35 protein-coding genes and 5 pseudogenes are annotated in these 23,549 nt (G+C 30.8%); all 40 read right to left on the reverse strand.

Annotated elements, in window-relative coordinates:
• Window positions 1-9: 9 nt before the first annotated feature.
• Window positions 10-330, reverse strand: a complete 321-nt coding sequence (locus tag BBA70_RS02565; RefSeq protein WP_011412765.1) for a thioredoxin family protein — start codon at window positions 328-330, stop codon at window positions 10-12.
• A gap of 838 nt (window positions 331-1,168) precedes the next feature.
• Complete coding sequence (locus BBA70_RS02570; RefSeq protein WP_308495569.1) at window positions 1,169-1,495, reverse strand: AAA family ATPase; 327 nt, start codon at window positions 1,493-1,495, stop codon at window positions 1,169-1,171.
• Window positions 1,492-1,644, reverse strand: a pseudogene (locus BBA70_RS03980) (hypothetical protein); the annotation flags it as partial. The pseudogene BBA70_RS03980 and the gene BBA70_RS02570, both read right to left, overlap by 4 nt.
• A 233-nt stretch (window positions 1,645-1,877) precedes the next feature.
• Complete coding sequence (gene metG, locus BBA70_RS02575) at window positions 1,878-3,440, reverse strand: methionine--tRNA ligase (RefSeq protein WP_011412769.1); 1,563 nt, start codon at window positions 3,438-3,440, stop codon at window positions 1,878-1,880.
• Window positions 3,441-3,525: 85 nt separating this feature from the next.
• Window positions 3,526-4,383, reverse strand: coding sequence for a 16S rRNA (cytidine(1402)-2'-O)-methyltransferase (gene rsmI / locus BBA70_RS02580; RefSeq protein WP_011412770.1), 858 nt, complete (start codon window positions 4,381-4,383; stop codon window positions 3,526-3,528).
• 84 nt (window positions 4,384-4,467) lie between these two features.
• On the reverse strand, window positions 4,468-5,295 hold the full coding sequence (locus BBA70_RS02585) for a DNA polymerase III subunit (RefSeq protein ID WP_252861603.1): 828 nt from the start codon (window positions 5,293-5,295) through the stop codon (window positions 4,468-4,470).
• 19 nt (window positions 5,296-5,314) lie between these two features.
• Window positions 5,315-5,455 (reverse strand): hypothetical protein, encoded by a 141-nt coding sequence (locus tag BBA70_RS02590; RefSeq protein WP_252861604.1) that lies wholly within the window; start codon window positions 5,453-5,455, stop codon window positions 5,315-5,317.
• Window positions 5,452-6,075, reverse strand: a complete 624-nt coding sequence (tmk, locus tag BBA70_RS02595; RefSeq protein ID WP_011412772.1) for a dTMP kinase — start codon at window positions 6,073-6,075, stop codon at window positions 5,452-5,454. Before tmk ends, BBA70_RS02590 begins: the two co-directional genes overlap by 4 nt.
• Before the next feature lie 47 nt (window positions 6,076-6,122).
• Window positions 6,123-6,854 carry a tRNA pseudouridine(38-40) synthase TruA gene (gene truA / locus BBA70_RS02600; protein WP_011412773.1) on the reverse strand — a complete coding sequence of 244 codons (732 nt, stop codon included), beginning with the start codon at window positions 6,852-6,854 and terminating at the stop codon, window positions 6,123-6,125.
• A 170-nt stretch (window positions 6,855-7,024) separates the two neighbouring features.
• On the reverse strand, window positions 7,025-7,381 hold the full coding sequence (gene rplQ, locus BBA70_RS02605) for a 50S ribosomal protein L17 (RefSeq protein WP_011412774.1): 357 nt from the start codon (window positions 7,379-7,381) through the stop codon (window positions 7,025-7,027).
• Between the two features lie 43 nt (window positions 7,382-7,424).
• On the reverse strand, window positions 7,425-8,417 hold the full coding sequence (locus tag BBA70_RS02610; protein ID WP_011412775.1) for a DNA-directed RNA polymerase subunit alpha: 993 nt from the start codon (window positions 8,415-8,417) through the stop codon (window positions 7,425-7,427).
• Window positions 8,418-8,447: 30 nt separating this feature from the next.
• A complete protein-coding gene (gene rpsK, locus BBA70_RS02615) occupies window positions 8,448-8,834 on the reverse strand; it encodes a 30S ribosomal protein S11 (protein WP_252861610.1) in 387 nt (128 codons plus the stop codon).
• Window positions 8,835-8,874: 40 nt separating this feature from the next.
• A pseudogene (gene rpsM, locus BBA70_RS02620) lies at window positions 8,875-9,240 on the reverse strand (30S ribosomal protein S13); the annotation flags it as partial.
• 12 nt (window positions 9,241-9,252) lie between these two features.
• On the reverse strand, window positions 9,253-9,369 hold the full coding sequence (gene rpmJ, locus BBA70_RS02625; protein ID WP_011160599.1) for a 50S ribosomal protein L36: 117 nt from the start codon (window positions 9,367-9,369) through the stop codon (window positions 9,253-9,255).
• Window positions 9,370-9,381: 12 nt separating this feature from the next.
• Window positions 9,382-9,618: a translation initiation factor IF-1 gene (gene infA / locus BBA70_RS02630; protein ID WP_011412778.1), complete on the reverse strand. Its 237-nt coding sequence runs from the start codon at window positions 9,616-9,618 to the stop codon at window positions 9,382-9,384.
• A gap of 79 nt (window positions 9,619-9,697) precedes the next feature.
• Window positions 9,698-10,441 (reverse strand): type I methionyl aminopeptidase, encoded by a 744-nt coding sequence (map, locus tag BBA70_RS02635; RefSeq protein WP_011412779.1) that lies wholly within the window; start codon window positions 10,439-10,441, stop codon window positions 9,698-9,700.
• Window positions 10,438-11,091 (reverse strand): adenylate kinase, encoded by a 654-nt coding sequence (locus BBA70_RS02640; RefSeq protein ID WP_011412780.1) that lies wholly within the window; start codon window positions 11,089-11,091, stop codon window positions 10,438-10,440. The genes map and BBA70_RS02640 overlap by 4 nt, the downstream gene beginning before the upstream one ends.
• A gap of 18 nt (window positions 11,092-11,109) precedes the next feature.
• A pseudogene (gene secY, locus BBA70_RS02650) lies at window positions 11,110-12,350 on the reverse strand (preprotein translocase subunit SecY).
• Window positions 12,351-12,352: 2 nt separating this feature from the next.
• Window positions 12,353-12,789 (reverse strand): annotated as a pseudogene (rplO, locus tag BBA70_RS02655) (50S ribosomal protein L15).
• Entirely contained in the window at window positions 12,789-12,986 is a 198-nt protein-coding gene (gene rpmD, locus BBA70_RS02660) for a 50S ribosomal protein L30 (protein ID WP_011412783.1), read from the reverse strand. The pseudogene rplO and the gene rpmD overlap by 1 nt, the downstream one beginning before the upstream one ends.
• Entirely contained in the window at window positions 12,983-13,498 is a 516-nt protein-coding gene (rpsE, locus tag BBA70_RS02665) for a 30S ribosomal protein S5 (RefSeq protein WP_041639888.1), read from the reverse strand. The genes rpmD and rpsE overlap by 4 nt, the downstream gene beginning before the upstream one ends.
• A gap of 14 nt (window positions 13,499-13,512) precedes the next feature.
• Complete coding sequence (gene rplR / locus BBA70_RS02670; protein WP_011412785.1) at window positions 13,513-13,866, reverse strand: 50S ribosomal protein L18; 354 nt, start codon at window positions 13,864-13,866, stop codon at window positions 13,513-13,515.
• A 9-nt stretch (window positions 13,867-13,875) separates the two neighbouring features.
• Complete coding sequence (rplF, locus tag BBA70_RS02675) at window positions 13,876-14,430, reverse strand: 50S ribosomal protein L6 (protein ID WP_011412786.1); 555 nt, start codon at window positions 14,428-14,430, stop codon at window positions 13,876-13,878.
• Window positions 14,431-14,476: 46 nt separating this feature from the next.
• A complete protein-coding gene (rpsH, locus tag BBA70_RS02680; RefSeq protein ID WP_011412787.1) occupies window positions 14,477-14,869 on the reverse strand; it encodes a 30S ribosomal protein S8 in 393 nt (130 codons plus the stop codon).
• Window positions 14,870-14,890: 21 nt separating this feature from the next.
• On the reverse strand, window positions 14,891-15,160 hold the full coding sequence (gene rpsN / locus BBA70_RS02685; protein ID WP_011412788.1) for a 30S ribosomal protein S14: 270 nt from the start codon (window positions 15,158-15,160) through the stop codon (window positions 14,891-14,893).
• A 14-nt stretch (window positions 15,161-15,174) separates the two neighbouring features.
• Window positions 15,175-15,720, reverse strand: coding sequence for a 50S ribosomal protein L5 (gene rplE, locus BBA70_RS02690; RefSeq protein WP_011412789.1), 546 nt, complete (start codon window positions 15,718-15,720; stop codon window positions 15,175-15,177).
• Between the two features lie 15 nt (window positions 15,721-15,735).
• Window positions 15,736-16,083, reverse strand: a complete 348-nt coding sequence (gene rplX, locus BBA70_RS02695) for a 50S ribosomal protein L24 (RefSeq protein WP_011412790.1) — start codon at window positions 16,081-16,083, stop codon at window positions 15,736-15,738.
• Between the two features lie 13 nt (window positions 16,084-16,096).
• Entirely contained in the window at window positions 16,097-16,459 is a 363-nt protein-coding gene (gene rplN, locus BBA70_RS02700; protein WP_011412791.1) for a 50S ribosomal protein L14, read from the reverse strand.
• A gap of 12 nt (window positions 16,460-16,471) precedes the next feature.
• Window positions 16,472-16,735, reverse strand: a complete 264-nt coding sequence (gene rpsQ, locus BBA70_RS02705) for a 30S ribosomal protein S17 (RefSeq protein ID WP_011412792.1) — start codon at window positions 16,733-16,735, stop codon at window positions 16,472-16,474.
• Window positions 16,735-17,058 (reverse strand): 50S ribosomal protein L29, encoded by a 324-nt coding sequence (gene rpmC / locus BBA70_RS03985; RefSeq protein ID WP_011412793.1) that lies wholly within the window; start codon window positions 17,056-17,058, stop codon window positions 16,735-16,737. The genes rpsQ and rpmC overlap by 1 nt, the downstream gene beginning before the upstream one ends.
• On the reverse strand, window positions 17,055-17,477 hold the full coding sequence (gene rplP / locus BBA70_RS02715) for a 50S ribosomal protein L16 (RefSeq protein WP_011412794.1): 423 nt from the start codon (window positions 17,475-17,477) through the stop codon (window positions 17,055-17,057). The genes rpmC and rplP overlap by 4 nt, the downstream gene beginning before the upstream one ends.
• Entirely contained in the window at window positions 17,455-18,213 is a 759-nt protein-coding gene (gene rpsC / locus BBA70_RS02720; RefSeq protein ID WP_011412795.1) for a 30S ribosomal protein S3, read from the reverse strand. The genes rplP and rpsC overlap by 23 nt, the downstream gene beginning before the upstream one ends.
• Window positions 18,197-18,586, reverse strand: coding sequence for a 50S ribosomal protein L22 (gene rplV / locus BBA70_RS02725; RefSeq protein WP_011412796.1), 390 nt, complete (start codon window positions 18,584-18,586; stop codon window positions 18,197-18,199). Before rplV ends, rpsC begins: the two co-directional genes overlap by 17 nt.
• Window positions 18,587-18,606: 20 nt before the next feature.
• Window positions 18,607-18,887: pseudogene (gene rpsS / locus BBA70_RS02730) on the reverse strand (30S ribosomal protein S19).
• A gap of 12 nt (window positions 18,888-18,899) precedes the next feature.
• Window positions 18,900-19,730, reverse strand: coding sequence for a 50S ribosomal protein L2 (rplB, locus tag BBA70_RS02735; RefSeq protein ID WP_011412798.1), 831 nt, complete (start codon window positions 19,728-19,730; stop codon window positions 18,900-18,902).
• Window positions 19,731-19,787: 57 nt separating this feature from the next.
• Window positions 19,788-20,078: a 50S ribosomal protein L23 gene (rplW, locus tag BBA70_RS02740; RefSeq protein WP_011412799.1), complete on the reverse strand. Its 291-nt coding sequence runs from the start codon at window positions 20,076-20,078 to the stop codon at window positions 19,788-19,790.
• Window positions 20,078-20,701, reverse strand: a complete 624-nt coding sequence (rplD, locus tag BBA70_RS02745; RefSeq protein WP_252861608.1) for a 50S ribosomal protein L4 — start codon at window positions 20,699-20,701, stop codon at window positions 20,078-20,080. The genes rplW and rplD overlap by 1 nt, the downstream gene beginning before the upstream one ends.
• Window positions 20,688-21,353 carry a 50S ribosomal protein L3 gene (gene rplC, locus BBA70_RS02750; RefSeq protein WP_011412801.1) on the reverse strand — a complete coding sequence of 222 codons (666 nt, stop codon included), beginning with the start codon at window positions 21,351-21,353 and terminating at the stop codon, window positions 20,688-20,690. Before rplC ends, rplD begins: the two co-directional genes overlap by 14 nt.
• Window positions 21,354-21,532: 179 nt before the next feature.
• Entirely contained in the window at window positions 21,533-21,850 is a 318-nt protein-coding gene (gene rpsJ, locus BBA70_RS02755) for a 30S ribosomal protein S10 (protein WP_011412803.1), read from the reverse strand.
• A 1,078-nt stretch (window positions 21,851-22,928) separates the two neighbouring features.
• Window positions 22,929-23,135, reverse strand: a complete 207-nt coding sequence (gene rpmF, locus BBA70_RS02760) for a 50S ribosomal protein L32 (protein WP_011412804.1) — start codon at window positions 23,133-23,135, stop codon at window positions 22,929-22,931.
• Window positions 23,136-23,549: the final 414 nt, after the last annotated feature.

Raw genomic sequence — 23,549 nt, forward strand, 5'->3', positions numbered from 1 at the left:
GTGGTAAAATTATTTATAAGAATGTAAAAATTTAAGCAAGTCTTCTTTATTTAGAAATCCGCTATGTCTTGCTAATTCTTTTTTATTTTTGTACAAAATAAGGGTGGGGAACCCAGAAACGTCTTTTTCTAATGCTAATTGTCTAAAAAAATCAACGTCTACTTTGTAAAAAAGAATGTCTTGTTCTAAAGTGCAAACTTCTTCCAAAACAGGCAATAATCTTTGACATGGAGGGCACCATGTAGCAAAAAAATCAACAACTACCAATTGTGGGGTAGCAGTTATGGTCTCAAAATCTTGTCCTTGATAATTCATTAAATTACTCATCATATTTAAAACTCCTTTTGTTTTTTTGGTATTTGGATTTTGGCATACACCAATTTATTATAATTTAAAAAAATGTTAATTAATAAGGATATGTTTTAGTTATTTTAATTTTTTAAAAAATGAAAAAATGATTTTTTTATGCATCATATTTTTTTTGGAACTTTGTTCGTTTGAGAATTGTTTTATAATGCGTTTAATATTGATGCAAACATAAAGCAAAAACGCAAATGAAGACAAAGGAAAGGATTATTTTAATTAATAATTTTATACAATCAAAATATTTTTCTTCTTGGATAACAAAAACTTTGTATTTAAGAGAAGCTATTTTTTGTTACAAAATGTTTTGCGAAATGGGTTTTAGTTTGCAATAAAAAGTGGTTACGTTGCAGGTTTGAATGGTTAAATTTTAATTTCTTTCATATCTTTTATTTGTTTGCTTTGTAAAAATTCTTTGATTCTTTGATTAAAGGTTAGTTTAATTTCACTAAAGTTTTGGAATAATAAAAACATTTTTTTAAAATATCTCTTTTTAAATCTTCTTTATAATTAACCGATATCGAATTGTAACTAAAAAAACGTGTTAGTTCTTGGGATTTGTGAAAAGCCTCAACAAAATCAGAACAAGCTTTATCAATAATTATTTCGCAAATCACTTATTTAGCAGCTTTTCCTGCTAAAAAAACGATAATTTCTTAGATTAAAGTTTCTTTTAATAAAATATTAGGATTTTGTTCTTTGGAAAATAAAGTAAATAATTTTATCCGAAGAGTGTGGAATCAAAGAAACTGAACTTAAAAAAAGAGTGTTTTTGACTTAGCTGATAATTATTTTAGCAGCTTCATTAGTAGCAATAATTTCTTTTTCTTTTTTTTCTGCTTGCAGCATCAGCTATATTTTTGCCTTTAGCAAATAATTCTAAAATAGCTTTTTGTGATTTAAGGTCAGGTAGTAAAATATTAACTACATAATTAAAACGTCCTGGACGAAGCAAGGCATAGTCTAGAGCTTCTACTCTGTTAGTAGCAACTATCACAATGAAAGTATTTTCATTATCTCCGGATTTAAATACCATCCATTTGATGTTGTTTCCTTTTTCTTGTTGGCTAAAATCGTTTCTATCAATAACAAAAGAATCAATTTCATCAATAAAAAATAATGCTTGTTTTATGGGTTTTTATTTTTCCAAACAAATATCTTACTTTTTTTAGCACCATCCCCACGAATTCTTTGCAAAAAATCAGTAAAAATAAAAGCATAAAAGGACGCATCTGATTCGCCCGCCAGTACTTTGCAAGCAAGGTTTTTTCCTGTTCCTGGAGGACTGTGATAATAATATAATTCCTTTGTGAATTTTGACTACTGCTTAAAAGTTCTTTTTTAAAAAAATATAATTATTGTAGCCATAACCATTCTTCGAGAAATTAAATTAATTATGAATCTATTATTAAATGTGAACATATAAATGTAATAATATAAAAAAAAGAAGCATCAAAATAAATTAAGTCCAAACTCATTAAAATAAATAAAATTATTGTGTGTTAATAATTTAATTATATAGGCAAAATCTCATCAATTTCCAAGCGATTAAATAAAATATGATAATTGTCTAATTTTTGACTTGGAAGAATCCCGAAAGTATCTAAGCTTTTAAAAGTAATATCCGAGGCTTTGAGTTGAGTTAAAATTTTATTAGCTGTTTGAGGTAAAAAAGGTTGTAATAAAACCCCTAAAAACCTTAAAGCTTCTACCAAAGAATATAGTGTGTGGTCTAATAGTTGTTGTTTTTCAGGATTTTTAAATAAATTCCAAGGCTCTACTAAATCAATGTATTTATTAGCAAAACGAGCCAAATTAATAATTTTTTTAAGGGCATCTCCCACTTTGTAATCTTGCATTTTGAGACGAACTGAAGGAAGAGTTGCTAAAGTTTGTTTGGATAAATCAAATTTAGGGTCTAAATTAGATGTAATTAAAGTTTTAGATAAATTATTTTGACGATAAATTTTTATCATCCCAAAAACTCTATGAACTAAGTTTCCCAAAACATTAGCTAGATCACTATTGTGCCTTTCTACTAACAATTCATAAGTGATATTACCATCTTGAGCATAAGGAATTTCTGATAGAACAAAATAACGAATGGAATCCACCGGAAAATGCTTTAACAAATCATCAACGTACAAAACGTTACCTTTAGATTTAGACATTTTATTTTTATCAAATAAAATCCATGGATGGGTTAAAAACTGTTTGGGCAGCGAAATTTCAAGTGCCATCAATAAAATAGGCCAGTAAATGAGATGAAACCTTAAAATATCTTTACCAATGACATGCATATCGCAGGGCCAATATCGATTAAACTGGCTATTTTCAGATGTAGGATTGTAGCCTAGTCCGGTTAGATAATTGCTTAGAGCATCAATCCAAACATAAATCACGTGTTTGGGATCAAAAGGAACGCGAATGCCCCACTTAAAAGAAGTTCTAGAAACAGACAAATCTGATAATGGTTCTTTTAATAAATTTAACAGCTCTTTTCTTTGGGCATCAGGTTTAATCAAGGAGGGGTTGTTTTCTAAATATTTCAATAAATGGGATTGGTATTTGGAAATCTTAAAAAAATAAGTTTCTTCACTGATTAAAATAGGAATTTCACCATTAGAAGTTTTTCCATCAATTAAATCTTTGGGAGCCACATAAGATTCTTCAGAAACTGAATAAAGTCCTTGATATTTTCCTAAATAAATATCTCCTTTTTTCCATAACTTGTCAAAGATGGCTTGAACTGTTTGTTTATGGTTAGGGTTGGTAGTTTTGACAAATTTATCATAACTTACTTGCATTAAATCATAAATTCTTTTTATTTCCAAAGATATTTGGTCTACATATTCTTGGGGATTTTTACCTTGTTGCAAAGATTTAGCAGCAATTTTTTGTCCGTGTTCATCGGTTCCTGTTTGAAAAAAAACATCAAATCCTTCTAGGCGTTTAAAACGAGCAATGGCATCAGCTAAAATGCATTCGTAAACGTTGCCAATGTGTGGAATGCCAGAAGCATAGGCAATCGCTGTGGAAAGAAAAAATTTAGGTTTTTGTTTTTGGGTTGTTTTCATAAAAACTCCTTAAATAAATGGTGGCAAAAAATATTTTTAATTATGGGTTGTTAGAAAAAATCTGCATGTGGTTTGAAAAATCAAATCAAGATTGGTTTTTTTTGATTTTGTATTGGCGATAAATTTCTTTTTTGGTAATGTTTCTTTCTTGAGCAACTTTGCTAAAAGCCTCTTTTTCGTTAAAGCCTAATTTGAGGTAAAAAAGAACGTGATCGTTTATGCTTAGAACAAGCAAATGTTCGTTGGGATTGGGATTGCCTGCAACAACAATGACATATTCTCCCTTATTAATTAAATCAAGTTCTAAAATAGAGTCAAGATTACCATTGATAATGGTTTCAAATTTTTTAGTCAGTTCACGTGCTAAAGAAATTTTTCTATTACCATATAATTTGTTTATTAAAAGTAAAGTCTTTTTAATTCTATGAGGAGATTCATAAATAACAAGGCTTTCGGAGGTATTTTTATATTGGAGTAAATATTTTTTCAAAGCTTGAGACAAACGAGGTAAAAAAGCCAAAAAGATAAAAGGTGAAGGGATAGCAGAAGTCATAAAAGCAGTTAAAAAAGCAGATACTCCTGGGATTGCTACCACATTAAAACCATGTTTTTGCACTTCACAAACTAAAGAAAAACCAGGATCGCTAATAAGAGGAGTGCCCGCATCGCTAATTAAGGCGATATTTTTTCCTTGTGATAAAAGTTCTAAAATTTGAGGTAACCTTCTTGTTTGATTGTGTTCATAATAAGAAAGTAGAGGTTTTTGGATTTGGTAAGTGTGTAAAAGTTTTTTGGCTCTTCTAGTATCTTCTGCTAAAATTAAAAAAACTTCTTTTAAAGTATAAAGCGCTCTTAAGGTGATATCTTCTGAATTACCTATGGGAGTTGCTACTAAATATAAAATAGGCTTAGCATTGCGAAAACTTTGTTGTTGAAATAACATATTTTTTTACCTTATTTGTTGGGTTTTGGTGTTTACAAAATTTTATATTGCTTTAATATAGGGGGGTTGTAAATTTGTAAAGATTTAAAATGAAAGTCTTTGAGCTTCTAATTGAATTAACAAAGCCATTAAAAGATTTTCTTGATTAGATAATATATATTGTTTTTTGTAAATTTGATGAATAATTTTTAAAATATCGAAAGCAGTTGTAAGGGGTAAAGTTTGATAATATTTTCGATATTCTGGATTTGTTAAAATTTGTGTTTTGGAAAAATAAATGGGTAACTGGTTTTTGGGTATTTTTTCATATAACACATCAGAAAAAAAATGTAATAACGCTGATAAAAAATCATTTAAAAAATGAGGAAAAGAAGTAAGTTTTGCAAACACAGGAGAGGCAAAAACCGCTAATTTTAATGAAATTGTTTTTGGAAATTGAATAAGAAAATCCAAAAAAAACTGTTTAAAATTTTGATAATAATCGCTGGCAATGAATAAATCCATTTGATCGGGATTTTTATTTATTAAATTGCTTAAGTAAAAATCAAAAACATCTATTTGGGGTTTAGCTTTGGGGTCTAAATTTTGTGTTTTTGCATCCACGGCATCAAAGATATTAATAATTTGACAGCGAGAAACTATGGTTGGTAAAACTTTTTCTAAATTATTGGTTAATAAAAAACCTATAGTGTTGTTGGAAGGATTTTCAAAAAAATGCAATAAACTATTGGAAGTTTGGGTAGTTATTTTTTCTATTTCTTCGATTACATAAATTCTTTGGGTTCCGAATAAAGAAGTTTTCAAAAAGTTTTTTTGAAATTGCAAAATTTGTTCTTTGGTAAAAAGATGGTTTTGTTTGGTCAAATAATAAAAATTGGGGTATTGCGAATTAAGTAAGGTATCTTTTGACAAAAGATAAGGGTCATGGGGTTTAAAAAATGCGATAGGCAAGTTCTAAAACAAATTCTTTTTGTTGGGAAAGGGTGGATCCAACAACTAAATAAAGATGGGCGAGTTTTTTATTTTGGATAATTTGATTAAATTTGGTTAACAAAGATTGGATTTTTTTCATAAATCTATTTGGAAGACTTCTTTGAGTTTTTGTTCAATGATGTTATAAATCTTTTCCAAGGACTTACTTGCATCAATTAAAAAAATTCTTTTTTGTTGGTCTTTTTGATAAAGGTCAAGATAACCTTTGCGTACTTTTTTATGAAAAGATAATTTTTGTAAATCAAATGAATTAATTTCTTTAGGTCTAAATTGTTTGACTCTTTGAATTCCTATTTTAGGATCTAAATCTAGATAAAAAGTAATGTTGGGCATATAATTTAAAGCCAAATTATTAATATTTAAAACAAAATCTTTACTTAAACCACGAGCATAAACTTGATAAGCTATAGTAGAATCCAAATAACGATCACAAATAACTATTTTATTTTGTTGTAAGGCAGGAATAATTAATTTGCTTAAATGTTCTGCTCTATCTGCTGCAAATAACAAAGCCTCAGTGTGAAAATCTATTTGTTTATTATAAGAATGCAACAAAATATTTCTAATTACTTCATTAAATAAACCACCACCAGGTTCTTTGGTTAAAACACACGAATATTTTTTACTTAATTTTTCAAATAAATAACTTGAATGGGTGGTTTTTCCGGTGCCTTCACAACCTTCAAAAGAAATAAACATTTAGTATAAATTCTCCTTTTTGTGTATTTTTATTTATTGTCACAAAATCAATAAAAAATTTTTTTTAAAACTAAGGCTTTGGCAGGAGCCAAAAGGGTGGCTTTTTTAGTTTTGTTACCTAATAACATCGCTTGAAATTGTTCCAAAGAAAATTTATTTTTACCAATTTCAATTAAACTTCCCACCAAAAAACGAATCATATATTTTAAAAAACCATTACCATGAAAAACTAAAATATATTTGTGTACAGTTTCTTTGAGAGAAGCTTGAAAAATTGTTTTAGAAAAATTTTTAGGCTGGGTCTCACTAGTAAAAGCAAAAAAATTATGAGTGCCTTCGATAAATTTTAGGGCTTTAGTGATTTTGACAAAATCAAACTTGTCAGCAAAAATTTGAAAATGATGGTTAAAAGCATTAAGGGGTTTTTTAGAAAAAACATATTGATAAATTTTTGATTTCGCTGAATAACGAGCATGAAAATTAGGAGTGGCAAAATGCATTTGTCTAACTCTAATATCAGGAGGCAAAAGATAATTAAGAGTTTTTTGGAAATGTTTAGGTTTTAGAGAAAAAGTGGTTTGGAAATGGAGGGTTTGTCCTTGAGAATGGACTCCTTTATCGGTTCTACTAGCTGCAAAAGTGGGGATGTTTTGATGGGTCATTTTTTTTAAAGCTTTTTCAAAAGTTTGTTGCACGGTTTTTTTTTGAGGTTGTTTTTGATATCCACAATAAAAAGTACCATCATAGCTTAAAATTAATTTATAAAAAAAGTGTTGCAAAAATGCCTCCTTGTGTAACTACAAAATATTTTTAAAAAATTTAAAAATGTAAAATAAGGAACGAAGAAAAAGGTGTTAATATTAAAAAACCTCCTTAATCCTTAAGATAAGAAGGTTTTGATAATTGAAGCTTTTTGTGAAAGAAACTAAAAATGCTCGGTTAATTGTTGTTAAACAAAAGCGATAATTGCCATTGGAGCACTATCACCACGACGAGGAACAGTTTTAATAACTCTAGTGTATCCACCTTGACGATCAAGATATTTAGAGGAGATATTTTTAAATAGTTTTTGTAAAACTGTAGTGTCATCGTTGATTTTTTCATCAAAAAGATGTCTTTTGGCTTGGCGTCTAGTATGCAAAGTATTTTTTTTAGATAAAGTAACCATTTTATCAGCTAATTTTTGTAATTCCTTAGCTTTAGATTCAGTTGTCATAATTTTTTCTTGCACAATTAAATCAGTCATTAAAGTTCTTAACAAAGCTCTTCTTTGAGATTTATTGCGTCCTAATTTGCTAAAAGGCATAAAATTTATCTGTCCTTTCTATTTTCTAATGTGTTTTTTAGTTTTAATGTTTGTCTTTGTCTTCTTCAACGCTATGATGCAAAGCTTCTTTGAGGTAATCGTTGAATTCTAAACCATATTCTAAAAATTTATCTTTTAATTCTTGGAAAGATTTTCGTCCTAGGCTTTTCAGTTTGACAACTTCTTTTTCACTTAATTTCACTAAAGAAGCAACTGTATCAATCCCTGCTCTTTTAAGACTGTTGAAAAGTCTTACAGATAAATCTAATTGTTCAATTTCTAAATCTAGCACGTAATTATGGGCTTCTTTTTTAGATTCAGAAACAAATTCTACATGAGCAGGTTTTTGGCTTAATTCTACTAAAACATTGAAATGATCTACTAAAATGCTAGCTGCAGTTGCTAAAGCTTCTTTAGCTAAAAGAGCGCCGTTAGTGGTAATTTCAATAGTTAATTCGTCTTTATTGCCTAATTTTTTTTCTACTTGATAAGAAACATTAACAACAGGAGTAAATAAAGAGTCAATTGCAATAACGCCTACTTGATTTTCAATGTGAACTTTATTTTCTTTGGCACCAACATAACCGATGCCTTTTTTAATAGTGACTGTCATATGAAAGCAAACATCATCAGAAAGGGTGGTAATGTAATGATCGGGGTTGATGATTTTAACTCCTGCAGGCAGTTCGAAAGAAGCAGCAGTTAGGCGTTGTGGTCCTTTAGCGATTAATTCTAATTTTTCTTCAAAATCATCTGATTCGTCGTCTACGGCAAAAACAATTTTTTTTAAATTTAAAATAATTGTCATGACATCTTCATAAACGCCCGGAATAGTAGTGAATTCTTGTTCTACTCCTTGAATTTTAACATTTACAATAGCAGCACCAGGCAAAGAAGATAACAAAACTCTTCTTAGGGCGTTTCCCACAGTAATGCCGTATCCTCTTTCTAAAGGTTTGATAGTGAATTTCCCGGAAATGGGATTTTCATCAATTTCTTCAACAAAAAAAGGTTTAATAAATTTAAGATTTTTCATAATTACTCCTTAAAATGTCGAACAAGATTATTATCCTCTAGGAGGTTTTGGCGGTCGACAACCATTATGTGGTACTGCAGTAACATCTTTAATAGCAGTAATTTCTAATCCTGCTGCTTGCAAAGAACGGATGGCTGCTTCTCTTCCGGGACCTGGTCCTGTAATGAAAGTTTCTACTTTAACCATTCCGTGTTCCATCGCTGCTTTGGCAACTGCTTCAGCGGCTAATTGAGCTGCAAAGGGGGTTGATTTGCGACTTCCTTTAAAACCCAAAGCACCTGCACTACTCCAAGTAACAGCATTACCGTTAAGATCGGTGATAGTAACAATGGTGTTGTTAAAGGTGGTATGGATGTGTGCAATTCCTAAAGGAACATTTTTTTTAACTTTGCGTTTGGTATTTTTTTTCTTGCCAATGCATTTCTCCTTTATTATTTTTATTTTTAGTTAACTTTATTTTTTTCTTACCAGCAATTGCTGCTTTAGGTTTGCCTTTAACAGTGTGAGCGTTGTTTCTGGTTTTTTGTCCTCTTACAGGTAATCCTTTACGATGACGTAGTCCTCTGTAAGCTCCAATCTCCATTAAACGTTTAATATTTAAAGTAACTTCACGTCTTAGGTCACCTTCTACATTGTATTTAGTAATTTCAATACGTAAAGCTGATAATTGCTGTTCGGTTAAATTTTTAACTCTAATATTTTGGTCAATTTTTAACTCGTTTAAAATTTTATGAGATAATTTATTTCCTAAACCATAAATATAAGTTAGTGCAATTACTACTCTTTTGTCGCTTGGAATATCTATTCCTGCAATTCTCGCCATAAATATCTCCTTTTATCCTTGTCTTTGATTGTGTCTGCGATTTTTTTTATTGATAACATAAATGCGTCCTTTACGACGAACAATGATATCGTCTTCGCTGCGTTTTTTAACTGAAGCTCTAACTTTCATAAACTTTTCTCCTTACTTAAAACGATAAGTTATTCGTGCTTGTGTAGGGTAGTATGGTGATAATTCAATTCTTACTTTATCACCAGGTAAAATGCGTATGTTGTTGATACGTATTTTACCAGAAACATAAGCAATAATCGTTTTTTTATTTGGAAGCTCTACTTTAAATTTATCATTTGATAATAATTCAACAACTTTAGCTTCGATTTCAATTTTGGATTCAGTTTCGTTTAAATTGTTTTTTGACATTCAAAGTGATTCCTTTAATTTTTATTTCTGGGTTCGAGGGGGGGTGATTGTGATATAATTTGGTAAAATGAAAAATATATTATGCAAGTATTTCATATCCTTTAGGAGTTACTAAAACTGTGTGTTCAAAATGAGAACTTAGACTTTTATCTATGGTAACTACAGTCCAATTATCTTGCAAAATAGCAATTTCAGGATTTCCTAAAGTAAGCATGGGCTCGACACAAAAAGTCATTCCTGGTTGCAGTATTTCGCCTTCGTGTGGTTTGCCAAAATTAGGAATATAGGGCTCTTCGTGTAAAGATGTACCAATACCATGTCCGGTAAATTCTTCTACGATGCCTAAATTATTTTTTTTAGCAAAAAGTTCAATGGCATGAGAAATATCAGAAAAATGATTTTGAGGTTTAATTTGCAAAAGACCTTGTAATAAGGCTTTTTGAGTAAATAAAAGCAAGTTTTGAGTAGTTTGGCAAACAGTTCCTACAGCATAAGAATAAGCACAATCAACATAATAACCTTGATAGTTAATTCCTAAATCTAAGGTGATGATATCACCTTGTTTAAGGATGGTTTTTTTGGAAGGAATGCCGTGAACTACCACTTCATTAACTGAGGCACAAATATGTTTGGGAAAGCCATTGTAACCTTTAAAGGCAGAAATGACACCTTTTTTTTGATAAAAATTCTTAGCTAATAAATCTAGATCAAAAGTTGACATTCCTGGAATAACAAAGGAAGCAAGTAATCTGTGGGCTTCATTAATGATTTTTCCTGCTTGTTTCATGATAGCAATTTCATGAGGAGTTTTAATGGAAATCATTTGCGGTCTGTTTCTAAAACTTCTAAAATCATTTTAGTAACTTGGTCGATGGTTTGCATACCATCTACTTCAAAAAGTTGGTTTTGTTCGCAATAATATTGCACTAATGGTAATGTTTCTTTATTAAACACTTTGAGGCGTTTAAGGAAAGTTTCTGGTTTATCATCTTCTCTTTGAATTAAGGTTTTTTGGTCTTTGTCACAAATGCCTGGATTTTTGGGAGGAATTTTTTCGATGTGATAAACCTTGCCACATTCGGGACAAATTCTGCGTCCTGCAATTCTTTTCATTAAATCTTTGGTTCCAGCGTTAAAATAGATGACTTTAGTTAAAAATAAATGAGATTTTTTAAAAAAATCATCCAAAAAACGAGCTTGCAAAACATTGCGGGGAAAACCGTCTAATAAAAAATCTTTAGTAGCGATGTCCTTAGACAAGTAATCAGCTATCATTTGGTTAGTGATGTCGTCAGGAACTAAAAGTCCTTGAGCAATAAATTTTTTACTTAAAGTTCCTAATTCAGTATTTTCTTTAAAATTTTTACGAAAAATATCGCCTGTTGAAATGTGGTTAATTTTTAAAATATATGATAAAACAGAAGCTTGAGTGCCTTTACCAATTCCTGGTGGTCCTAATAATATTAGTATCATGTTGTATTGTTTGCTTAATTAAAATAATTTTTGATATTCTTTTTTGTTGGCAGTAGCTTTGATGCGTTGGATAGTTTCAAGGGCTACACTAACAATAATAAGCAAACTGGTTCCTCCTAATTTCATATCTTTCAAACTTAAAAAATGTTCCATAAGAATAGGCGTTACAACAAGAGAAGTAATAAAAACAGTTCCTAAAACGGTGATTTTAAATAAGGTATTAGCTAAATAACGAGTAGTTTGTTCACCTGGTCTTAAACCTGCAATATAGGCATCTTGTTTAGATAAATGTTCTGAAATATCTTCGGGATTAACATTCATAAAAGCAGAAAAAAAGAAAGAACAATTACTAACAAGACTAAAAAACCTATGGCAAAAAAGTTAATTTGGTTATTAGAAGAATTAGTATTGGTAAACAAATTTACATACTTAGTCAACTTGTCATTCCCAATAAATCCTGCTAGCATCTGGAAAGGTTGCAATAAAGCAAATGACAAAATAACTGGCATAACTCCTGCACTATTAATTTTTAATGGAATGTAGCTTTTGCCTTGCACTTGATTGCGCGCATAATTGATAGGTATTTTTAAAGATGTTATTTGCACAACTACAGTAAAAATTAAGAATAAGAGAAGTAAAAGAACAATACATGCAAAATTAAAAGTTTTCAAAGTTAAAAAAGTATTTTGAGATAAATATGATTTGTTCAAATTTGCAAATAGATTAATTACGCTGTGGCTCATCGAAACAACAATTAAAATAGAAGTGCCGTTTCCAATACCTTTGGAATTGATAAGGTCAGCAAACCAAATTAAAATAGAAACTCCTGCAGTAGCAATTAAAGCTAACAAAAACAGTTGGCTTGTACTTATTGATGTAACTAAAAGTTTTGAATAACTGTTCAAAAAAGCAAAAGATTGTCCAAAAGCGAACAATAAGGCAAGACTACGTGTTAAAAGATTAAGTTTGCTTTTTCCCATTTGTCCTTGGTCTTTCCATTCACGACAAATAGGAAGGAGCTTTTGCAAAAATTGCACTACAATGGAAGAAGTAATATAAGGAGTTATCCCCAATCCAAAAAGAGTACCAGCATTTATGGAAAAAACCCCAAAAAGTTTGGATAAATCAAGAGATTTAGAATTAATAAAAGGAAGAGGCCAAGAAGTTCCTAAACAAACAATAGAAATAATAAATAAGGTGAAAAAGATTTTAAACATTAATTTACGATTGCCTAAAACTAATTTTAATTGACGTTTCATCTTTAAATTACCTCTATGTTTCCACCAACTGCTAAAATGGCTGCTTGAGCTTGTTTGGAGAATTTTGAAGCTTTGACTAATAATTTTTTAGTGAGAGTTCCTTGCGACAAAACTTTAATACCACATAATTGGTCTTTAATTATTTTTTTTCTAACAATAATTGAGGAGTAACAACGGTATCTTGAGGAAAGGATTCTAGAGTTTTAAGGTTAAGAAGAGCGTATCTTTTTTGGGAAAAATTGTGAAATCCTCTTTTAGGAATTCTTTGAAAAAAAGGAATTTGACCGCCTTCAAATCCAGGACGCAAAGTTTTTCCTGAACGTGCTAATTGTCCTTTGTGACCTTTACCAGAAGTTTTACCAGTGCCACTACCAGGTCCGCGTCCTAAACGTTTAGTGGACTTGCGAGCATTAGTGACTGGTTTTATTGTGTGTAACATTATTTTTGCTCCTTTGTATAAGAAACTTTTTCAACTACAACAAGATGACTGATGGTTTTAATCATTCCATGGATGGCTGGAGTATCATCTTTAATAACTTGATTGTTAATTTTTTTTAAACCTAGGCAGTGAGCGGTTTTAATTTGATTAAAACGACAAGCAATAAGACTTTTGGTAAGAGTAATTTTTAATTTCATTGTTCTTTTTTCGCTAAATTAATGCCTCTTAATTTAGCTACTTCTTCTTTAGTGCGTAAACTTTGTAATCCATCCATTACTGCTCTTATTACGTTAATAGAGGTACGCGAACCAAAAGTTTTAGTAAGAACATCATTAATGCCTACTAATTCTAAAATAGTTCTAGCAGCTTTTCCTCCAGCAACAATTCCAGTTCCTTTGGAAGCTGGTTTTAAAAAAAACTTAGACGCTCCAAAGCGTCCAATAGTGTCATGAGGAATAGTAGTTCCCACAATAGGAATACGAACTAATTGTTTTTTGGCTTTTTCTAAAGCTTTTTTAATAGCTTCTACAATTTCTTTAGCTTTAGCGGTGGCGAACCCAATTTGCCCTTTTTTATCGCCAACAACTACCAAAGCAGAAAAACGAAAACGAGCGCCTCCTTTAACTACTTTAGTAATACGATTAATTTTAACAACTTTTTCTTCTAAAAGAGCGGCTTTTTTGTTAAATTCTTTCTTTATTGCTTTCATTTTGTTTTTCTCCTTTAAAAATGTAAGCCTGATTTGCGACAAGCATCAGCTAAGGCTTTGATTTTACCGTGATAAAAATACCCTGATCTATCAAAAACAACGTTTTTAATGCCTTGGGATAAGGCTTTTTTAGCGATAAGAGCGCCTACTGCTTCAGCGGCTTTGATGTTGGAACCCCAAACATTGGCTTCTTTGCTATTAGCGCTACATAGAGTTGTTTGTTTGGTGTCATCAATTATTTGCACATAAAGAAATTTATTAGATCTAAAAACGTTTAAACGTGGTCTTTGTGATGTGCCTGAAACAATTTTTCTAAGGCGAAGATGACGTTTTTTACGAAGCGCGTTAGAGGATTGTTTGGTTATCATAACTTATTTTTAGTCCTTTCTTGTTTTTTTAGCGCTTTTCCCAGCTTTTTGTCTAACGTATTGTCCTACGTAGCGGATTCCTTTACCTTTGTAAGGTTCTGGTTTACGTAATTTTACGTTTTTGGCAGCAAATTCGCCGACAAGTTGTTTGTCAATTCCTTTGATAACAATTTCTGTGTTTTGGTTAACTACCACTTCTAGATTATCAGGAATGGCAACGCTTACAGGATGAGAAAAACCCAAAGATAAAATTAGTTGTTTACCTTTAATTTGAGCACGATAAGCTAACCCTACAATTTTTAAGGTTTTTTGAAACCCTTTGCTTACACCTTCTACCATATTGGAGAGTAAGGCTCTGGTGGTTCCGTGAATTTTTTTCATAAAAATTTCATCATTAGGTCGTTTGACTGTGATTACTTTGTTTTCGTTAGTGATTATTAATCTGTGATTGAATTGATATTCTAATTTGCCTTTAGGGCCTTCAACTGAGATAAAATTTCTATCTTTGATATCAACTTTAACCGCATTAGGGACTTCAATTGCTTTGTTTCCTACGCGTGACATAATTTTCTCCTTTATCTCCTTTAAATACTTTTGATTTAGCAATTAATTACCAAATATAAGCTAAAACTTCGCCACCAACTTGAGAAAGGCGAGCTTGAGCGTCTGTTAGAATTCCTTTAGAAGTAGAAACCAAAGCAACTCCTAAACCATTAAGCACTTTAGGAATTTGTTCTGCTGATGCATAAACTCTAAGTCCTGGTTTAGAAACTCTTTTTAAGCCTTTAATGACTCTTTCTTTGTTGGGAGAATATTTCAAACTAATAATTATTTCACGAGATGACTGAGGTAGATAAAAATCTTTAATAAAACCTTCTTTTTTTAAAACTGCTAAAATTTCTAATTTTAACTTAGAAGCAGGTACTAACACTTTTAAATGTGACATTTGATTGGCATTACGAATACGTGTCAGCATATCTGCAATAGGGTCTGTCATAACCATGTTTGAGCCTCCTTTTTACCTTTACCAACTAGTTTTTCTGACTCCAGGTAATTTACCTTGATGAGCTAACTGCCTAAAATTAATGCGGGAGATGCCGAATTTACGAATGTATCCGCGTGGTCTTCCATCAATAGAATCTCTGTTTTTTAAACGTACAGGTGATGCTTTGGCAGGAATTTGAGACAATCCAGCGTAGTCAGCTTTTTTTTTAAGTTCTAAGCGAAGTTTGGAATATTTTAAAACTAGCTCTCTTTGTTTTTGATCTTTTACGATTTTGGATTTTTTAGCCATAAGTAATAGTTCCTTTAATTTTTAAACGGCATACCATAAAGCTCTAAAAGCTTTTTGGCTTGAGTGTTATTTTTGGCAGTTGTTACAATGATGATATCCATGCCACGAATTTTTTTAACTTTGTCGATATTAATTTCTGGAAAAACGATTTGTTCTTTTAATCCTAGAGCGTAATTCCCTCTGCCGTCAAAAGATTTGCCAGAAATACCTCTAAAATCTCTTACACGGGGTAAAACTAAACGAGTTAGTTTGTATAAAAAAGCTTCTTTACGGGCTCCTCTTAAAGTCACTTTAGCTCCAATTGGCATGCCTTCACGTAATTTAAAATTAGAAATAGCTTTTTTGGCTTTAGTGATAACAGGGCTTTGTCCGCTTAATAATTTTAATTCTTCTACTACATCATCCAAAACTTTAACATTAAAAATAGCATCACCTACGCCCATATTGATAACAACTTTATCTACTTTTGGGACTTGCATAACAGATTTATAATTAAAAGTTTTCATTAGGGTGGCAGTGATTTTGGAATAGTCTAGAGTATTTTCTTTTTTAATTGACATTGATGCAAAGCCTCCTTAATTTTTTTCGTCTAATGTTTGATTTGATTTTTTAGCATAACGAACTTTTTTACCTGATTGTATGCGAATTCCTACTTTAGTGGAAGTTTGTGTTTGGGGGTCTACTAAAGCTACATTAGAAACATGAATGGGAGCTTCTTGTTTAACGATGGCGCCCTTTTCTTCGTTTTGGGAAGGGGGTTGGTGTTTGGTTTTGATGTTGACACCTTCAACAATAATTTTTTGAGTTTTAGCAAAAACTTTTAATACTTTGCCTGTTTTAATCATTTTTTTACCTGATTCGTCTGTTACAAAACGATCTTTGCCAGCTAAAATAGCTACTGTTTCTCCTACTTTAATACGCATTGAGCTGTCCTCCTTACAAAACTAATTGGGCTAAAGAAACTATTTTGGAAAATTTCTTATCACTCAATTCTCTAACTACTGGACCAAAAATACGGGTGCCAATAATATTTAAATCCTCTTTTAAAAGTACTACAGCATTATCGTCAAATTTAATGTAAGAACCATTTTTACGTCTTAGACCTTTTTTGGTGCGTACAATGACAGCTTTTAGAACGTCATGTTTTTTAACTGTACCAGAACCCGATTTAACAGTTACTACTACAATATCTCCGATATTTACATGACTACGACGAGTTCCTCCTAAAATGCCAATAACTAAAACTTCTTTAGCGCCACTGTTATCAGCTACAACTAAACGACTTTCTCGTTGAATCATCTCAAAATCTCCTTAATTTGCACTCTTTGAATGGTAAAGAATTTTGAATAATCGAAATCTTTTAGTTTTAGAAAGAGGTCTTGTTTCCATAAAATTAACTAAATCGCCTGGTTTGGCTTCTTGATTTTCATCATGGACGTGGAATTTTTTCGATTGTTTCACTCTTTTGCCATATAAAGGGTCTTTTTTGTAAATATCAACAATAACAGTAATGGTTTTATCCATTTTATCTGAAACCACTTTACCTACGAAAGTTTTTCTAAAATTACGTTGCATTATTGTTGTTCCTCCTTGATAGTTTCTACAGCATCATCTAAATCAGGGGTAGTTGGTTGTGAGGTTAGGGTTGGTTTTGTTAAAACAGGTTTGACAGTGGAAGTGACAAAAGTCGGGGTAGAGTCTGTTTGTGCTTGATTGTTTTTTTGGGTTAGGATGGTTTTGATGCGAGCAATGGTTTTTTTAAGTTTTTTGATTTTGGCAGTGTTAGTTAGTTTGCCTAAAGCTAATTGAAAACGCAAATCAAACAGTTCTTGCTTTAATTTGTCTACTTTGTTTTCTAATTCTTCTGGATTTAATTTTAAAATTTCTTGAGTTTTCATATTTCAGCACCTTTTTTAACGATTTTAGTTTTAATCGGTAGTTTGTGAGACGCCAGTCTTAAAGCTTCTGTTTCTACTTTGGAGGAATTAGTGGTGTCTTTAACTTCAAACAAAACTTTACCTGTTTTTACCACAGATACCCATTCTTCAGGAGAACCTTTACCAGAACCCATTCTTACTTCTAAAGGTTTTTTAGTTAATGATAGATGTGGGAAAATGTTGATCCACACTTTTCCTGTTCTTTTCATGTAACGTGTCATTGCGATACGAGCGGCTTCAATTTGTTTGTTGGTGATAAAAGCACCTTCTTTGGCAACCAAAGCGTGGTTTCCGTTGGCAATAACATTTTTACCTTTGGATTTTCCTTCAAAACTAACGCGGTGAGGACGACGATATTTAGTTCTTTTTGGCATTAACATGATTATTGTTGCCTCCTTTGAAATTGCGAGGGCGCCTGTTAGGGTTATTAGAAGATTGCGAAGCAAACAATTTTCTAGTGTCTAGAATGGTTTGTCCTGGTAAAACTTCACCGTGGAAAATCCATACTTTAATTCCTAAAACTCCATAAGTAGTGTGAGCTTCAACAGCAGCGTAATCGATGTCTGCTCTTAGAGTGTGTAGAGGAACTCTGCCTTCGGCATGTCCTTCGCTTCGAGCTATTTCAGCACCACCCAAACGACCAGAAATTAAAGTTTTTACTCCTTTGGCACCTGCTTTTATTGCTTTTTGGATTGCCATTTTTTGAACACGGCGGAAAAACATACGATTTTCTAGTTTTTCAGCCATATTTTGAGCAATTAATAAAGCGACTTTATCAGAGTTTTTAACTTCTAAAACGTTAAGATTAACGTCTTTTTGAGTAAGTTCTTTAAGTTTAGCAACTAATTTGTTGCGTGTATCGCCGTCTTTTCCAATAATAACGCCTGGTTTAGCGGTGTGAACAGAAATAGTGATACGGTTTTTATTTTTTTCTTTTAGGCGTTCGATGTCAATTTGACTTATAGCGCTTTTTTTAGCAAAATTATTGATTAGTTTACGAATTAAAAAATCTTCTTTAATTAAATTAGGAATTTCTTTATCATTAACACACCATTGAGATTCCCAAGTTCTAATAATGCCTAATCTTAATCCGTTAGGATTAGTTTTTTGACCCACTTTGTTCTTCCTCCTTTGATGTTTGCAAGTTTGTGCTAGAAGTTATTACTAAAGTAATGTGGCTGGTTCTTTTTTTAATCATATCGCCAGAACCTTTAGCTCTTGGAAACATACGTTTTAAACGAAAACCTTCGTTGACAAAAACTTCTTTAACATAAAGTTGTTCGCGGTTTAATTTTAAATTATTAACAGCATTGGAAACAGCACTGTTTAAAAGTTTTAAAATAACGGGAGCAGCTACTTTAGGGGTAAAAGTTAAAATGGCTTGAGCTTGTGCAATATTTTTTCCTCGAATTAAATCAACAACTAAACGTGCTTTTCGAGGGGCGATTGAAACTTTTCTAGCAATCGCTTTGGCGTTTTTGGTTTCCATAGTTATTCCTTCCCATTATTTTATTTTTTTTGCATTTTTTTGTCTTTTTTGTTGTGTCCGCGGTAAGTGCGTGTAGGGGAAAATTCACCTAACTTATGTCCTACCATGTTTTCTGTAATATAGACTGGAATATGTTCGCGCCCATTATAAACTGCGATTTTGTGTCCTACAAAAATAGGTGTAATTGTAGAACTGCGTGACCAAGTTTGGATCACTTTTTTGTTTTTTAAGTTTTTTGTTTTTCTATTTTTGCTAATAGATGGCTAGCAACAATAGGTCCTTTTTTAACTGAACGTGGCATATTAACAACTCCTTATTTTTTACGACGCCTAATAATTAAAGCATTAGATGCTTTTTTGCGGTCACGAGTTTTGACCCCGCGAGCTTTTTTACCCCAAGGTGTCATTGGTGATTTGCGTCCAATAGGAGCTCTACCTTCACCACCGCCATGAGGGTGATCGTTCGGGTTCATAGCAGAACCTCTTACTGTTGGTCTTATTCCTAAGAAACGTTTTTTGCCTGCTTTGCCGTAATTAATTAGTTTGTAAGATTCGTTACCGATCTCTCCGATAGTAGCACGACAAGTTGCAAGCACTTTGCGAACTTCGCCTGATTGAAGACGTAATAGTACGTATTTGTCTTCTCTACTAATAATTTGACAAGAAGAACCAGCACTACGAGCAATTTGTCCGCCTTTGCCTGGTTTTAATTCGATGTTATGAACCGTGGTTCCTACTGGAATATTCATTAAAGGAAGGCAATTGGCAACTTTAATATCTGTTTCCTTACCAGAGACAATTTGCATCCCTACTGTAAGTCCTTTAGGAGCAAGAATGTATCTTTTTTCGCCGTCTACATAGTGAATTAAAGCGATGTTAGCACTGCGGTTTGGATCGTACTCAATGGTAGCTACTTTGCCAACAATGTTATCTTTGTTTCTTTTAAAATCAATTAAACGGTATTTTCTTTTAACGCCGCCGCCACGATGTCTTACTGTAATTTTACCTTGATTGTTGCGTCCGGCTTGGTCTTTATGAGATACCAATAAACTTCTTTCAGGAGTTTGAGTGGTGATTTCTGAAAAAGCAGAAACACTCATATTGCGACATCCATTTGTGGTAGGCTTATATTTTTTAATTGCCATATTTATACCTGCCTTGTTTTTTTTAATCGTTAATCATTATTTTGGTTGGGCTTGAGTTTATTCATTAGCAAGGATTTTAATTTTTTGTCCCGGAGCTAATTTACAAATAGCTTTTTTATAACCAGAAGTATAACCTTCAAATTTGCCTTTTCTTTTGAATTGTGGTAAAACGTTGCGAGTGTTAACTGATAAAACTTTAACTTGGAAAATGCTTTCTAAAGCTTTTTTAATTTCTACTTTATTAGCTGTTTTGGCAACTTTAAAGGTGTATTTATTTTGTCTTTCGATCAATTTATTAGTTAATTCAGTAATGATTGGTGCTTTAACTAAATCATAGTATTTATTCATTATTTCAAAACCTCTTCAAAATAGTTAACAGCATCAGCAGTTAGAACTAATTGTTTGCAATTAAGGATTTGATAAACACTTGCATGAGAAGCTGTTTCTAAAGTAATATAAGATAGATTGCGAGAAGCCAAAGCTAATTGTTCTGTCATTTGAGTAACTACAATTAAGGATTTGGAAGTGATGTTTAATTTTTGTAACATTTGTTGGAAATCTTTAGTTTTGTGAGTTGCTAAATTAATGTTGTCTAAAACTACTAATTGATTATTTTGAACTTGGAGTGATAAAGCTGATTTTAGAGCTAGAATGCGTACTTTTTGGTTTACTTTAACAGAATAATTTCTTGGGGAAGGTCCAAAAGTAACTCCGCCACCGCGCCATAAAGGAGAGCGAATGGAGCCATGACGAGCACGACCAGTTCCTTTTTGTCTCCACGGTTTTTTACCTCCGCCAGCTACCAAAGCGCGAGTTTTGGTAGCGTGTGTGCCTTGACGCATTGCGGCTCTTTGAGCATTTACAACGTCGTATAAAACTTGTTGATTAGGTTTAATGTCAAAAACAGTAGTTGCTAAAACCTTTTCAGAAACGAAGTCGCCTTGTTGATTAAGGATATTAATTTTTGGCATGCGTTTGCTCCTTTGTCAATTTTTTTACAGCAGATTTGATCATTACAAAACCTTTATTAGGTCCTGGGACATTGCCTTTAATTAAGAATAAATTTTTTTCAGTATCAATTGAAAGAATAGCTAAATTTTGAATAGTAACAGTTTCGTATCCCATGTGTCCTGGTAGTTTTTTACCTTTTAATTTGCCTTTAATAGGACCCATTGAACCTGGACGACGGTGATAACGAGACCCGTGACTTTCAGGACCTCTGCTTTGGTTGTGCCTTTTAATAGAACCAGCAAAACCTTTACCTTTGGAAGTTCCTGTTACATCAACTAAATCACCTACTTGAAATAAATCGTTTGTGATTAGCGCGCCTACCACTAAATTAGCTAGGTTTGAGTTGACATCCGAACTAAAATTAATTTCTTTAATGAAGCGCTTAGGGGCAGTAGTTGCTTTTTTAAAATGACCTAACATAGGTTTAGAAGTGTTTTTTTCTCTTTTATCGCAAAAACCTATTTGAGTAGCTTGATAGCCGTCTTGGTCAACGTTTTTTTGTTGCAAAACAACATTGGCTGCAACATCTACTATTGTTACTGGAACTAATTCTCCTTGTTCGTTAAAAACTTGAGTCATTCCTATTTTTTTACCTAAGATTCCTTGAGCCATGTCCTTCCTCTTTCTTTTTTAATTTTAGTTTTAAAGTTTGTAAAAAGTTTTTTAAAGTGATTTTAAAAAGTTGATTGCAATTGTAATTGTGATTCAACCAAATGAAATGATTTTTAAAAAATAAATATTTATTCATATTAAAATTAATAGTGTCTAGAATGTTTGCTTTTTCTATTGGTTTATTTTTTTAACAAAATATCAATTGCAGTTGGTAAACTAATGTGCATTAAAGATTCAATTGTTTTTTTATTGGGATTGATAATTTGAATTAAACGTTTGTGAGTGCGTCGTTCAAATTGTTCTCTTGAATCTTTGTTGACGAAAGGGGAACGCAAAACAGTAAATACTTCTTTTCTGGTAGGAAGAGGTATTGGACCTTCAATATTTACTCCTGTTTTAGAGACAATATCAATAATTTTTTTAGCTGCTTGATCAATTAAATGATGGTCATAGGCTCTTAGAATTATTTTGATAATTTCTTTTTCTTTTTTGTTCACTTATATTCTCCTTTTTTAGAAATTTTTGAAAATATTGTCTATTAGACAAATATTTTGCTTAAATAATTTTTTTCTTAGACAACTGACATTAGTGTTTTGTATTTTTGGATTAAAAGAAAAAATATTTAAAACAAGCCTTTTTATTATACCTTAAAAAAAGATTTTATTGTAAGTCATTTTAATTACAAAAGTTAAAAAAGTAATTAATAATGTTTTTTAAAATAAAAAAATCTGTTTAAAATAAGCAAAATTATGAAAGGATTTATTTATTTTGAATTTTTGTTTGTTAAAAAAATATAATTAGTTAATTCAAATATCTTTATATTAAAATATAAAATGATTTAATTAAAAGGTTCTTTTTTTATATTTAATGATAACTTTTTTAACAAATTTAAAAAACTGTTTAAAAGGATTAGTTTTTGCAAAACGCATATAACCATTAAATATTTATAATTAAAACCAAATAATAAATAATATAACAAATCTTAAATAACTTGTATAAATTTGTGTTTTATTAAGTTGTAATAATAAAATATAATTTGATAATGTATTTGTATTGGATTGTAAATAAATCTAGATATTGTTGTAAAACTTTTTTGAGTATTTAGATTTTCAAAAACGAATATATCAAAAAAAGTAACAATCATTCCAAATATACTTAATAATAAAAAAATGGTGGTTCTTAATAAAGAAGATATGTTTTGTTTGATACCCCAGATATATTTTTTAATTATAATTATTTAAAATGATTTTAGTTTTGGAATAACAGAAATATCCAACAAGTGCTTTTTACTAAAAGAACTAAAACAAGAACTAAACAAAAGCATAATATTTTTTAGTTAATTGTTTTTATTTAAGTGCTTTTAAATCTTCGTTATATTTTTCTGTTCTTTTATCTGAGTTTTGTTTGTTTGACAGTTAATCTAAATGTAAGTATTTATTTAATTTGTTATTAACAAGAAATAAGTTAAAAAATAATATCAAAACTATAAATTAAAATAATATCCAATAAGGAAAAAAATATCATTGTCTAAGAAAAAAATTATTTAAACAAAATAATTTGTCTAATAATGATAAATTAATTGTCAGTTGTTTTTTGAGCTTTAGAAGGTTTATTTTCTAAAATAAGTTTTCCTTTGTAATAACCACTATTTTTAGTAACTCTGTGAGACAAAGTAAAAGCATTAGTTTCTTTGCAAAGTACTAAAGCAGGATTACTTAACTTATAATGAGTACGTCTTTTTCTTTTTGCCGTTTTTCCGGTGCGTCTAAAAGGAACAGCCATTTTATCAAATCCTTTCTTTGTAATTTTGTTTGTTTGTAGAATTTATTATAATTAATAATAAAACTTTTCAACAAATAAAAGGTTAATCAAAACCCAATTAATAACTGCCAAAAATTATTATTAGCAATTTAATCAAGCTTAAAAAATTAATAATCATACCAAAGATTGCAAAAATTAATTTTAAACCTAAGTTTATTTTATCTTAAAAAAGCTGTTTTGTCAATCTATTTTGAGCTTTTTTTACTTTTTGTTCTTATTTATTTTTTACTTTAATTATTATTTTGTATTATTATTTTGTAAAATTACAATAATATAAATAAATTATTTTGTAAATAACTTATAAATAAACAAATTTAGATAATTATTTTGTATCATATTAATTTATCATTTTTAAACATTATTTAGCTTTTCTAC

Origin of the sequence: New Jersey aster yellows phytoplasma (genome assembly GCF_002554195.1) — a bacterium.
Lineage (GTDB): Bacteria > Bacillota_I > Bacilli_A > Acholeplasmatales > Acholeplasmataceae > Phytoplasma.

Bases quoted from the DNA above. Each gene is read 5' to 3' on its own strand.
- BBA70_RS02565 (WP_011412765.1), bottom strand. From the start codon at position 330: ATGATGAGTAATTTAATGAATTATCAAGGACAAGATTTTGAGACCATA.
- metG (WP_011412769.1), bottom strand. From the start codon at position 3,440: ATGAAAACAACCCAAAAACAAAAACCTAAATTTTTTCTTTCCACAGCG.
- rsmI (WP_011412770.1), bottom strand. From the start codon at position 4,383: ATGTTATTTCAACAACAAAGTTTTCGCAATGCTAAGCCTATTTTATAT.
- BBA70_RS02590 (WP_252861604.1), bottom strand. From the start codon at position 5,455: ATGAAAAAAATCCAATCTTTGTTAACCAAATTTAATCAAATTATCCAA.
- tmk (WP_011412772.1), bottom strand. From the start codon at position 6,075: ATGTTTATTTCTTTTGAAGGTTGTGAAGGCACCGGAAAAACCACCCAT.
- rplQ (WP_011412774.1), bottom strand. From the start codon at position 7,381: ATGCCTTTTAGCAAATTAGGACGCAATAAATCTCAAAGAAGAGCTTTG.
- BBA70_RS02610 (WP_011412775.1), bottom strand. From the start codon at position 8,417: ATGAAAAATCTTAAATTTATTAAACCTTTTTTTGTTGAAGAAATTGAT.
- rpmJ (WP_011160599.1), bottom strand. From the start codon at position 9,369: ATGAAAGTTAGAGCTTCAGTTAAAAAACGCAGCGAAGACGATATCATT.
- infA (WP_011412778.1), bottom strand. From the start codon at position 9,618: ATGTCAAAAAACAATTTAAACGAAACTGAATCCAAAATTGAAATCGAA.
- map (WP_011412779.1), bottom strand. From the start codon at position 10,441: ATGATTTCCATTAAAACTCCTCATGAAATTGCTATCATGAAACAAGCA.
- BBA70_RS02640 (WP_011412780.1), bottom strand. From the start codon at position 11,091: ATGATACTAATATTATTAGGACCACCAGGAATTGGTAAAGGCACTCAA.
- rpmD (WP_011412783.1), bottom strand. From the start codon at position 12,986: ATGAAATTAAAAATTACTCTTACCAAAAGTCTTATTGCTTGTCGTTTT.
- rpsE (WP_041639888.1), bottom strand. From the start codon at position 13,498: ATGAAAGCAATAAAGAAAGAATTTAACAAAAAAGCCGCTCTTTTAGAA.
- rplR (WP_011412785.1), bottom strand. From the start codon at position 13,866: ATGATAACCAAACAATCCTCTAACGCGCTTCGTAAAAAACGTCATCTT.
- rplF (WP_011412786.1), bottom strand. From the start codon at position 14,430: ATGTCACGCGTAGGAAACAAAGCAATTGAAGTCCCTAATGCGGTTAAA.
- rpsH (WP_011412787.1), bottom strand. From the start codon at position 14,869: ATGGTTATGACAGACCCTATTGCAGATATGCTGACACGTATTCGTAAT.
- rpsN (WP_011412788.1), bottom strand. From the start codon at position 15,160: ATGGCTAAAAAATCCAAAATCGTAAAAGATCAAAAACAAAGAGAGCTA.
- rplE (WP_011412789.1), bottom strand. From the start codon at position 15,720: ATGTCAATTAAAAAAGAAAATACTCTAGACTATTCCAAAATCACTGCC.
- rplX (WP_011412790.1), bottom strand. From the start codon at position 16,083: ATGCGTATTAAAGTAGGAGAAACAGTAGCTATTTTAGCTGGCAAAGAT.
- rplN (WP_011412791.1), bottom strand. From the start codon at position 16,459: ATGATTCAACGAGAAAGTCGTTTAGTTGTAGCTGATAACAGTGGCGCT.
- rpsQ (WP_011412792.1), bottom strand. From the start codon at position 16,735: ATGCAACGTAATTTTAGAAAAACTTTCGTAGGTAAAGTGGTTTCAGAT.
- rpmC (WP_011412793.1), bottom strand. From the start codon at position 17,058: ATGAAAACTCAAGAAATTTTAAAATTAAATCCAGAAGAATTAGAAAAC.
- rplP (WP_011412794.1), bottom strand. From the start codon at position 17,477: ATGTTAATGCCAAAAAGAACTAAATATCGTCGTCCTCACCGCGTTAGT.
- rplV (WP_011412796.1), bottom strand. From the start codon at position 18,586: ATGGAAACCAAAAACGCCAAAGCGATTGCTAGAAAAGTTTCAATCGCC.
- rplB (WP_011412798.1), bottom strand. From the start codon at position 19,730: ATGGCAATTAAAAAATATAAGCCTACCACAAATGGATGTCGCAATATG.
- rplW (WP_011412799.1), bottom strand. From the start codon at position 20,078: ATGAATAAATACTATGATTTAGTTAAAGCACCAATCATTACTGAATTA.
- rplD (WP_252861608.1), bottom strand. From the start codon at position 20,701: ATGCCAAAAATTAATATCCTTAATCAACAAGGCGACTTCGTTTCTGAA.
- rplC (WP_011412801.1), bottom strand. From the start codon at position 21,353: ATGGCTCAAGGAATCTTAGGTAAAAAAATAGGAATGACTCAAGTTTTT.
- rpmF (WP_011412804.1), bottom strand. From the start codon at position 23,135: ATGGCTGTTCCTTTTAGACGCACCGGAAAAACGGCAAAAAGAAAAAGA.